At 56.6% G+C, this 2,698-nt stretch carries 3 protein-coding genes; all 3 read left to right on the forward strand.

Annotated features, from left to right (window positions below):
- The first annotated feature begins 206 nt into the window (after nucleotides 1-206).
- A complete protein-coding gene (locus SMC5_RS08140) occupies nucleotides 207-554 on the forward strand; it encodes a metallopeptidase family protein (RefSeq protein ID WP_165849038.1) in 348 nt (115 codons plus the stop codon).
- Between the two features lie 63 nt (nucleotides 555-617).
- The gene (locus tag SMC5_RS08145; RefSeq protein ID WP_119088007.1) at nucleotides 618-1,511 is read left to right on the forward strand and encodes a 3-hydroxyacyl-CoA dehydrogenase family protein; all 894 of its coding nucleotides are present in this window, start codon (nucleotides 618-620) and stop codon (nucleotides 1,509-1,511) included.
- Nucleotides 1,508-2,698, forward strand: a 1,191-nt coding sequence (locus SMC5_RS08150) for an acetate kinase (protein ID WP_133299189.1), incomplete at its 3' end; no start/stop codon positions are given. The genes SMC5_RS08145 and SMC5_RS08150, both read left to right, overlap by 4 nt.

The following is a 2,698-nucleotide window of genomic DNA, read 5'->3' on the forward strand; positions in this document are numbered from 1 at the left end:
AGTGCCCAGTTGCATGCCTTACGGCATCCCTCATCGATATACTAAAGGAAGTCCTGCGGTAATGCAAGAATTGTGAGCATATACGGTGTCATGGCGAGAGGGCCGGCCGCCGGGATCGGCGTTGCAGATGCCGGCGTCATACAACGGTGTTGGCCTCTCCAATGGTTGTGGTATGATNNCTGGAACAGAAGGACTTCGAAGAACTCGTGCTCGTCGCTCTTGTCACGCTTCCTGACCAGTTCAGGACGGCGCTCAAGAACATCGACGTCGTCGTCGAGGATTTCCCTCCGATGGATGTTTTGAAGCGTACCGGAGTTGTCAACGGCTACGGCCTGCTGGGATTGTACCAGGGGGTTCCGCTCAGGGATCGGGGACCGCACTACAGTGGTACTTTGCCCGACAAGATCAGCGTGTTCAAGGTGCCTCTCGAATCCTCGGTCGATACGGTCGACGAGCTGATGCCTCTTGTCCAGCACGTGGTCTTGCATGAACTGGGCCACTACTTCGGTCTCAGCGACGAGGAGATGCGCGAAAGTAGAGGAGACCTGCACTAACGTGAGGATTACAGTGGGCGCACTGCGTGCCACTCTTCCTATCTCGTACCAGGAGAGGTGAACATGGAAATTCGAAAGATTGCGGTGTTTGGTGCCGGTGTCATGGGAGCGGGAATTGCTCAGGACGCAGCAGCGCACGGTCTCGAGGTGGTGCTCGTCGACCAAACGGAGGACGGACTGACGCATGCCCGCCAGAGCATCGAGAACAGTCTCAATCTCGAACTCCAGCGATGGGGCATTACAGGATCGGAGAAGAAGGTCCTGCTTTCCCACATCAAGTTCACGTTGAATCGCAGTGACGTGGGCAGCGTCGACCTTGTCATCGAGGCCATTCCGGATGACCTTGCGGCCAAGCAGGAGCTGTTTGCCCAACTTGAGTCTCAGTTTGAACAGATGTGCCCCGCTGAGGTCACCTACGTCAGCAACACTGCTATCCTGCCCATCACTGACATCGCGTTGAAGATGGTCAACAAGGAGCGTCTCGTAGGCATGCACTTCCTCGCGCCTGTCCCGGCGATCAAACTGGTCGAGATGGTGCGAGGCGTCCACACGTCTCAAGCGACCGTCGACCGTGCGAAGGAACTGGCACGCCGCATGGGCAAGACCCCCGTCGACGTGCTCGAAAACCCAGGCTACATCACGGCGCGCCTTGTCGTGCCCCTTATCAACGAAGCCATTATGCTCTACCAGGAAGGAACGGCCAGCAAGGAGGACATCGATGTCGCCATGCGCCTTGGATTCGGTTTCAACAAGGGCCCGTTTGCTCTGGCCGACCAGATCGGGCTGGATATCGTCCTCGGGTGGTCGGAGCACCTCTTCCGCGAGCTTGGCGAGACTCGATATCGTCCACAGGCGCTTGTCCGGAATCTGGCTCGACGTGGGCACCTGGGAGTGAAGACGGGCAAGGGCTTCTACAGCTATGAGACTCCTGTCGACAACGCGGAGGAGAAGATATGAAGGTTCTGATCCTGAACTGTGGCAGCTCTTCTATCAAGTACAAGCTGTACGACGATGACCAGCAGCTGGCCGAAGGCCTGCTGGAGAAGATCGGCACTGCCGAGGCACAGCTCGGTCACACGGTTGCCGGACGGAAGAAGCTTGTCTCTGTTCACGAGGTCCTTGAGCACCACGCCGGCATCGAGCTCATCCTGCAAGTCCTGGTTGACCCGGAAAAAGGTGTCCTCACGAGCATTGAGGACATTCAGGCTGTCGGGCACCGTGTGGTCCATGGTGCCGAATCGTTCTCGGAATCGACACTGATTACCCCCGAGGTGGTGGCCAAAATCGAGGAGTGCATTGACATCGCACCTCTCCACAACCCGCCGAATCTTGCGGGTATCTACGCCATCTCGGAGCTGTTGCCCAAGGTTCCCCAGGTTGCCGTCTTCGACACCGCATTCCACCAGACGATGCCGGACAAAGCGTTCATGTATGCGATCCCTTACGTTTTCTACGCCCGGAACCACATCCGCAAATACGGTTTTCACGGCATCAGCCACTACTACGTTTCGTATGAGGCTGCCGCAATGCTGGGAAGGGCCGTCGATGAACTCAAGCTTATCACGTGTCATCTGGGCAATGGCTCTTCCGTTACCGCTGTCGATCACGGCAGATCCGTCGATACATCCATGGGGTTCACTCCTCTCGAAGGGCTACCCATGGGGACGCGCTGTGGAGACATCGATCCTGCTGTCCCCCTCTATATTATGGGGAAGGAAGAACTGAACCTTCAGCAGATCAATGCTTTGCTCAACAAGCACTCAGGCGTTCTGGGCATTTCGGGCGTCAGCAATGACTTCCGCACTCTGGAGGAAGAGTCTGCCAAGGGCGACAAGCGTGCGACGCTGGCACTGGAAGTGTTCTGTTACAGGCTCAAGAAGTATATTGGCTCGTATATTGCGGCCATGAACGGAGCCGATGCGATCGTATTTACAGGCGGGATAGGTGAAAACAGCGATATCGTTCGTGAAATGGTCGTCAAGGACATGGAGTTCCTGGGCGTAGAACTCGATGCCGAAACGAATCGCACCAAGAAGCGCGGTGAGGCGGCAGACATCAGCAAACCATCTTCGCGAATCAAGGTTCTGGTTATCCCGACCAACGAAGAATTGGTCATCGCACGGGACACCCGTCGGATAGCGGCT

The organism is Candidatus Cryosericum odellii (genome assembly GCF_003570935.1).
Classification (GTDB): Bacteria; Caldisericota; Caldisericia; order Cryosericales; family Cryosericaceae; genus Cryosericum; species Cryosericum odellii.

Coding starts and splice junctions, on each gene's coding strand:
- SMC5_RS08145 (WP_119088007.1), top strand. CDS start 618: ATGGAAATTCGAAAGATTGCGGTGTTTGGTGCCGGTGTCATGGGAGCG.